Origin of the sequence: Mesorhizobium sp. M7A.F.Ca.US.006.01.1.1 (genome assembly GCF_003997935.1) — a bacterium.
Lineage (GTDB): Bacteria > Pseudomonadota > Alphaproteobacteria > Rhizobiales > Rhizobiaceae > Mesorhizobium.
Map to the genome: position 1 here is coordinate 19,884 of NZ_RZQL01000073.1, position 7,939 is coordinate 27,822.

Here is a 7,939-nt window from a genome sequence, read left to right on the forward strand (position 1 = left end):
TTTTGACGCAATTCTGGACGGAAAACCGCTTCACACTTTTCCTGGAATTGCTCTAAGCGCTTTGAAACCCAGGCTGAAAATGAAAACGGGCGCGACATAAGCCGCGCCCGTTTCGATTCATGATCTCAGACCAATCAGGCGGCGTTTTCTTCGCCTTCGGTCTTCTTGTCGCGGGCGAGTTCCTTGCCGGTGGCCTGGTCGACGACCTTCATCGACAGGCGGACCTTGCCGCGCTCGTCGAAGCCCATCAGCTTGACCCAGACCTTGTCGCCTTCCTTGACCACGTCCGAGGTCTTGGCGACCCGGTCGTTGGCAAGCTGCGAGATGTGGACGAGGCCGTCACGCGGACCGAAGAAGTTGACGAAAGCGCCGAAGTCCGCGGTCTTGACGACCGTACCTTCGTAAATCTCGCCGACTTCGGGCTCTGCGACGATGGTGTGGATCCACTTCTTCGCCGCCTCGATCTCCTTGGCGTTGGACGAAGCGATCTTGACCGTGCCGTCGTCCTCGATGTTGATCTTGGCGCCGGTCTTTTCGACGATCTCGCGGATCACCTTGCCGCCCGAGCCGATCACGTCACGGATCTTGTCGGTCGGGATGTGCATCACTTCGATGCGCGGTGCGAATTCACCCAGTTCCGAACGCGCGCCGGTCAGAGCATGGGCCATTTCGCCGAGGATGTGCTGGCGGCCATCCTTGGCCTGGTCCAGCGCGATCTTCATGATCTCCTCGGTGATGCCTTCGATCTTGATATCCATCTGCAGCGAGGTGATGCCGTTGGCGGTGCCGGCAACCTTGAAGTCCATATCGCCGAGGTGATCTTCGTCACCCAGGATATCGGATAGAACGGCGAAACGCTCGCCTTCCTTGATCAGGCCCATGGCGATACCGGCAACGGGCTTGGCCAGCGGCACGCCGGCATCCATCAGCGCCAGCGAGGTGCCGCAGACAGTGGCCATCGACGACGAACCGTTGGACTCGGTGATCTCCGAGACGACGCGCAGCGTGTAGGGGAACTGGTCGGCACTCGGCAGCATCGGGCGAATGGCGCGCCAGGCGAGCTTGCCATGGCCGATTTCGCGGCGACCCGGCGAACCCATGCGGCCGGTCTCGCCGACGGAGTAGGGAGGGAAGTTGTAGTGAAGGAGGAACTTCTCCTTGTACATGCCGGTCAGCGAATCGACATACTGCTCGTCCTCGCCGGTGCCGAGCGTGGCAACGACCAGCGCCTGGGTTTCGCCGCGGGTGAACAGCGCCGAACCATGGGTGCGCGGCAGGACGCCGACTTCGGAGACGATCTTGCGGACTGTCTTCAGGTCACGGCCATCGATGCGCGAGCCGGTGTCGAGGATGTTCCAGCGCACGACCTTGGCCTGGAGTTCCTTGAATACCGAACCGATCTGCTCGGAAGTGTACTTGGCATCTTCGCCTTCGGCCGGGGCAAACGCTGCCTTGACCTTCGCCTTGACGGCGTCGACGGCGGCGTAACGCTTCTGCTTGTCGACGTTCTTGTAGGCATTGCTGAGTTCGTCGCCGACGATCTTCAGCATCTCGGCTTCAAGCGCGGAATAGTCCGGCGCGGTGAAGTCGCGCGGCTCCTTGGCGGCGACTTCGGCCAGCTTGATGATGGCGTCGATGACCGGCTGGAAGCCCTTGTGGCCGAACATGACGGCGCCGAGCATCAGCTCTTCGCCCAATTCCTTGGCCTCGGACTCAACCATCAGCACGGCGTCGCTGGTGCCGGCGACGATCAGGTCGAGCTTGGATTCCTGCATCTCGTCGACATGCGGGTTGAGCACGTATTCGCCGTTGATGTAGCCGACGCGGGCGCCGCCGATCGGGCCCATGAAGGGCACGCCCGACAGGGTCAAAGCGGCCGAGGTGGCGACGATCGACAGGATGTCGGGATCGTTCTCGAGATCATGCTGGACGACGGTGACGACGATCTGGGTGTCGTTCTTGTAGCCAGCGGCGAAGAGCGGGCGGATCGGGCGGTCGATGAGGCGAGAAACCAGCGTTTCCTTCTCGCTCGGACGGCCTTCACGCTTGAAATAGCCACCCGGGATCTTGCCGGCGGCGTAGGTCTTTTCCTGGTAGTTGACGGTCAGCGGAAAGAAATCGAGGCCGGGCTTCGGCTCCTTCATCGAAACGACGGTGGCGAGGACCTTGGTCTCGCCGTAGGTGGCGAGCACCGCGCCATCAGCCTGGCGCGCGATCTTGCCGGTTTCGAGGATGAGCGGACGACCGCCCCATTCGATTTCCACTTTGTGGTGATTGAACATCTCTTGTCCTTAATATGAGGAAAGGGCCGCGCCGTTTCACGGTGCGCGGAGATGCCCTTTCCCTGGCTTCCTTTCTCGGGCAGCCACGGGCAAGACAACGGGAAGCTCGGGTGATTTCGGCGCGGTGCGCGCGCGAGCGTCCTGCAATCCTGCCCCATGACCGTCCATGGGCGGTTTCGAGTGCCCTCTGCACGATCGAAACCGGGTCTGGCCAGTCGATACGACTGGCAGAATGCGCGACCGGCGGGCTCTCCTGGGAAAGCCCGCCGGTCAATTCGTCAACGACGCAGACCGAGCTTCTCGATCAGCGTCTGGTAGCGCGCGTCGTCCTTGCGCTTGAGATAATCAAGCAGGCTGCGGCGCTGGGAGACGAGAGCAAGCAGACCACGGCGGGAATGGTTATCCTTCTTGTGGTCCTTGAAGTGGTCGGTCAGGTTCTTGATGCGCTCGGAAAGGATGGCCACCTGGACTTCCGGAGACCCGGTATCGCCCTTGGCGGTTGCGAATTCACCCATCAATTCCTGTTTGCGCTCGGCAGTAATCGACATCGTGTTTTTCCTTATCTGTTTGAGGAAACGGGTCGCCCTCAGCCGGGATGTCGTCCAGCAGGGGCCGGTGCAAGCAAAGCGTCACAGCGCTATGCTGCGGCGCATATAGTGCAATTCCCCGGAAAACACCAGCCCAATTCACAAGCCGGCTTTTCAGGCCGAAATGGCGTGATTTTTCCTTGTCAGAGCCATTTCTTCCATTTGAAGAAGGCGATCAGCCCGAACGCGACAAGCGCCATGAACAGCAGCGACAAGGGATAGCCATAATAGGCCTTCAGTTCCGGCATGTTCCAGGGCGAAGACTCCGGATCGAAATTCATGCCCCAGATGCCGACCAGGAAGGTGAGCGGCATGAAGATGACCGAGACGATGGTGAGATAGCTGATGACGTCGTTTGTGCGCGCCTGACTCAGCGACAGGTGCATCTCGATCAGGCCTGTCAGCATGTCGCGCTGGGTTTCGACCAGCTCGATCAGCCTGAGCGCATGGTCGAGCGTGTCGTTGAGGAAGACCTTGGTCTCGGCCTTCACATAGGGCACATCGTTGCGGATCAGCGTCGCCAGCGCATCGCGCATCGGCCACAGCACGCCTTTCAGCACGTTGGCGTCGCGCCGCAATTCATGCAGCTGCCGCATCTGGTGCTTATGCGGCGAATGCAGCATCTCGTCCTCGATGCTGTCGACCATGTCGCCGGCGGCCTCGATCGGCGGAAAATAGCTGTCGACGATGGCATCGATCAGCGCATAGGCAAGGTAGTCGGCGCCGCGGGCGCGCAGCCGGTTGGGCGCCGAACTTTCGATGCGCTTGCGCACCGGATCGAACGGATCGCCTTCCCGCTCCTGGAAGGTGACGACGAAATTATTGCCGAAGAAGACGGCGATCTGCTCATAGCGGTGCGAGGTGACATCGTCGATCATCCTGACGACGACGAAGGCATGGTCCTCGAAGAAGTCGACCTTCGGCCGCTGGCCGGTGTTGACGACGTCCTCCAGCGCCAGCGGATGCAGGCTGAAAATGCGGCCGATCTCCTCGATCAGCGGGATGTTGGCGAGGCCGGTGCAGTCGAGCCAGAGGACCGGCCATTTGTCGCAATGGATGTTGAGGTCGTCGATGCTGGCATTTTCGATGGTCTTGAATTTTTCGGGCGAGATCAGCGTCAGCCTGAGTTCGCTGCGCCGCGCCGAGGGGTCGGCGATCAGTGTGCCAGGCGACGCACCGACCGGCGGCCGCCGCGTCTTCACTGGCGCACGCGTCTTCACGGTCTCAGCCTTTGCCATATGCCCCTCGTGTGAGTCCTCGCCTCGACATTAGACGACAGGAGTCACCCGGCAAAGACTCGCTTGGGTTTGAACATGCCTTGCTCGATGGCGCCGATGGCGACCAGCTTGCCACGCGCCGTGGCGCAGGCTTCCTCGGCTTCCACCGGTGCGTCGCGGCCGCGGATGATGACTGGGTTGCCAAGGCGGATCTTGGTTGCCGCGTCATCGCTGATGGCGATCTGCGGCAGGCAATCGAGGGCAGCCGATGTGTCGACCAGGAGCGCATCGATGGCGTCGAAATCGATTGGCACTTCCACCTTGTCGGCAGCCTCTGCCGTGTCGGCGGCTTCTGTCGCGTCAGCGGCTTCTGTCGTGTCGGCGATATCAGTCGTGTCCGAGCTGTCTTCCTCCCGCACGCCGAAACGGGCGGCTTCCAGTTCGGCGATGGTGACGAAGTCTTCCGAGGTGAACGGTTCGACCTCGACCCGGCGCAATTCGCTGATATGGCCGAAACAGCCCATGTCGCGGCCCATGTCGCGGGCCAGCGAGCGCACATAGGTGCCCTTGCCGCATTCGACCTCGAAAACAGTATGGTCGGCGCTGTGTTCGACAATATCCAGACGGCCGATCTCGATCTCTCGCGCGGGTATGTCGACCGTCGCGCCGTCGCGGGCCAGATCATAGGCGCGCTCGCCCGCAATCTTGATGGCCGAGAATTGCGGCGGCGTCTGCATGATGACGCCGGTGTATTTCGGCAACAGCGCCTTGACCTCGGTTTCCGCTGGACGCAGGTCGGACTCCTTCGTCACCGGACCTTCGAGGTCATCGGTCGAACGCTCCTGTCCCCAGGCAACGGTGAAGCGATAGATCTTGGCGCCGTCCTGCACGTAAGGCACGGTCTTGGTGGCCTCGCCAAGCGCGATCGGCAGCATGCCGGACGCCAACGGATCGAGCGTGCCGGCATGGCCGGCCTTTTCGGCCTGGAACAGCCATTTGATCTTGGAGACGGCTTCGGTCGAGCCCATGCCGACCGGCTTGTCCAGGATCAGCCAGCCCGAGATCGGCCGGCCCTTCTTCTTGCCGCGACGCGCCACTATTCGGTGTCCTTGTTGTCGTCTTTGTCCTGGTCCGCGTTTTCCTGGTCCACAGGACCCAGATCGCGCGCCACTTCCGGCGATTTCAAGAGGTCGTTGATCCTGGCAAAATTATCGAAGGAGGTGTCGAGCTTGAAGCGGAACTCCGGCATGAACTTCATCTGCCGCAGCGCGCCGGAGACACGGCCACGGACGAACTTCGCATGCTTGTTCAGCGCCTCGACCACCGCATCGGTATCCTTGGCGCCGAGCGGCGAAACGAAAGCGGTAGCGACCTTCAAATCGGGCGACATGCGCACTTCCGAGACCGACACCACGGTGTTCTCGATCAGCGGATCGATGATCTCGCCGCGCTGCAGGGTTTCGGATAGCGCATGGCGCACCTGTTCGGCGACACGCAGCATGCGCTGGGATGGGCTGGATGTGGTTGGACGGGGCATTTTTCTCTATCCTGAAAGCGTGAGGCGCGGGATGGGACCGTGCCGCATGTCTCATATGGGTCGTTCTCAATAGACCTGCTCAATAGACTTGGGGCGGCGGCCTTTCGGCCACCGCCCGGTATGGACAAGTCACTCGAACTCAGAGTGTCCGGGTCACCATCTCGACGCGGAAGCACTCGATGACGTCGCCGACGCGCATATCCTCGTAGTTCTGGAAGGCCATGCCGCATTCCTGGCCGCCGGGGACTTCCGAAACTTCGTCCTTGAAGCGCTTCAGCGTCTTCAGCGTGCCTTCGTGGATGACGACGTTGTCGCGGATCAGGCGCACGCCCGCACCACGCTCGACCTTGCCCTCGGTGACACGGCAGCCGGCGATCTTGCCGACCTTGGTGATGTCGAAGATTTCGAGGATCTGCGCATTGCCGATGAAGGTCTCGCGACGCTCCGGCGACAGCAGGCCCGACAGAGCCGCCTTCACGTCATCCACAAGGTTGTAGATGATCGAGTAATAGCGGATCTCGATGCCAGCCGCCGCTGCAGCGGCACGCGCCTGGACGTTGGCGCGGACGTTGAAGCCGATGATCGCGGCACCCGAAGTCTCGGCCAGCGACACATCGCTTTCGGTGATGGCGCCGGCGCCGGCATGGACGATGCGTGCACGCACCTCGTCGGTACCGAGCTTGTCGAGTGCGGCGTTGATCGCCTCGATCGAGCCCTGCACGTCGCCCTTGATGACCAGCGGAAATTCCTTCAGCCCGCTTGTCTGCAATTGCGACATCATCTGCTCGAGCGAACCGCGCTGGCCGGCATGCTTGGCAACCGCCTTCTCGCGCGCCAGACGCTGGCGGTATTCGGTGATCTCGCGGGCACGGGCCTCGTTGTTGACCACGGCGAAGCGGTCGCCGGCCTGCGGGGTGCCCTGCAAGCCAAGCACTTCCACCGGCATCGCCGGCGGCGCTTCCTTGATCTGCACGCCACGATCGTTGACCAGCGCACGCACCCGGCCCCATTCGTTGCCGGCAACGAGGATGTCGCCCGGCATCAGCGTGCCGGTCTGCACCAGCACGGTGGCGACGGGGCCACGGCCCTTGTCGAGCTGGGCTTCAATGACGACGCCTTCGGCGGTACGATCCGGATTGGCCTTCAGGTCGAGAATTTCGGCCTGCAGCAGGATCGCCTCGAGCAGTTTGTCGAGATTGGTGCCCTTGGTCGCCGACACTTCGACGTCCAGAACTTCACCGCCCATGGATTCGACGAAGACCTCGTGGCGCAGCAGTTCGGAGCGCACTTTCTGCGGATCGGCATCATGCTTGTCGATCTTGTTGATCGCCACGATGATCGGAACGCCGGCCGCCTTGGCATGGCTGATCGATTCGATCGTCTGCGGCATGACGCTGTCGTCGGCCGCAACCACCAGAATGGCAATGTCGGTCGCCTGGGCGCCACGAGCACGCATCGCCGTGAAAGCGGCGTGGCCGGGCGTGTCGATGAAGGTGATCTTGTGACCATTCTTCTCGACTTGGTAGGCGCCGATATGCTGAGTGATGCCGCCGGCTTCGCCGGAGACGACATTGGCGTTGCGGATCGCGTCGAGCAGCGAGGTCTTGCCGTGATCGACGTGACCCATGATCGTCACGACCGGCGGACGCGAAACCAGGTCCTCGGCATTGTCGGCGATGTTGAATAGGCCTTCCTCGATGTCGGACTCGGCGACGCGGCGGACCGTGTGGCCGAATTCGGTGGCAACCAGCTCGGCCGTGTCGGCGTCGATGACGTCGCCCGGCTTCAGGATCTGGCCCTGCTTCATGAAAAACTTGACCAGGTCGACCGCGCGCTCGGACATGCGTTGCGCCAGTTCCTGGATGGTGATGGTCTCTGGCAGGATCACTTCGCGCATGACTTTCTCGCGCGGCTCATTGTGCATCGCGCGCTTGAATTTTTCCTGGCGGCGACGCATCGACGACAGCGAACGGGCTCGCGCATCTTCGTCGGACAATGCCGAATTCAGCGTCAGCTTGCCGCGGCGGCGATCTTCCTCGCTCTTGGTCGGCTTGGCCGGACGCGCCACTTCAGGTGTGACCGGACGGCGCACCGGTGCGCCGGCGCCAACCCGCTTCGGCTTGGCCACTTCCTCGTCATCGACCGTTGCCAGTTCGGCAGCCAATGGCGCGCGTCGACGGGCCTCTTCCTCCGCCCGACGGCGGGATTCGGCCTCGGTCTGCAACCGCGCCTCTTCCTCGGCCTGGCGGCGTGCGGATTCATCGCGTTCGCGCTTGCGGCGCTCTTCGTCCTCGGCGCGACGCTTGGCATCCTCGG

Annotated in this window: 6 protein-coding genes; all 6 read right to left on the bottom strand. The window is 62.2% G+C overall.

The genetic code is table 11. The features are described 5' to 3' along the window. Positions 1-134: 134 nt before the first annotated feature. On the bottom strand, positions 135-2,282 hold the full coding sequence (pnp, locus tag EN943_RS14965) for a polyribonucleotide nucleotidyltransferase (RefSeq protein WP_127413171.1): 2,148 nt from the start codon (positions 2,280-2,282) through the stop codon (positions 135-137). Between the two features lie 278 nt (positions 2,283-2,560). Continuing rightward, on the bottom strand, positions 2,561-2,872 hold the full coding sequence (gene rpsO, locus EN943_RS14970) for a 30S ribosomal protein S15 (RefSeq protein ID WP_269470859.1): 312 nt from the start codon (positions 2,870-2,872) through the stop codon (positions 2,561-2,563). A 140-nt stretch (positions 2,873-3,012) separates the two neighbouring features. Next, the gene (gene corA / locus EN943_RS14975) at positions 3,013-4,107 is read right to left on the bottom strand and encodes a magnesium/cobalt transporter CorA (RefSeq protein ID WP_127413173.1); all 1,095 of its coding nucleotides are present in this window, start codon (positions 4,105-4,107) and stop codon (positions 3,013-3,015) included. A gap of 44 nt (positions 4,108-4,151) precedes the next feature. Continuing rightward, positions 4,152-5,183: a tRNA pseudouridine(55) synthase TruB gene (truB, locus tag EN943_RS14980; protein WP_127413175.1), complete on the bottom strand. Its 1,032-nt coding sequence runs from the start codon at positions 5,181-5,183 to the stop codon at positions 4,152-4,154. After that, entirely contained in the window at positions 5,183-5,623 is a 441-nt protein-coding gene (gene rbfA / locus EN943_RS14985; protein WP_127413177.1) for a 30S ribosome-binding factor RbfA, read from the bottom strand. Before rbfA ends, truB begins: the two co-directional genes overlap by 1 nt. A gap of 139 nt (positions 5,624-5,762) precedes the next feature. Next, positions 5,763-7,939: translation initiation factor IF-2 (gene infB, locus EN943_RS14990; protein WP_127413179.1), on the bottom strand; the 2,177-nt coding region annotated here is incomplete at its 5' end.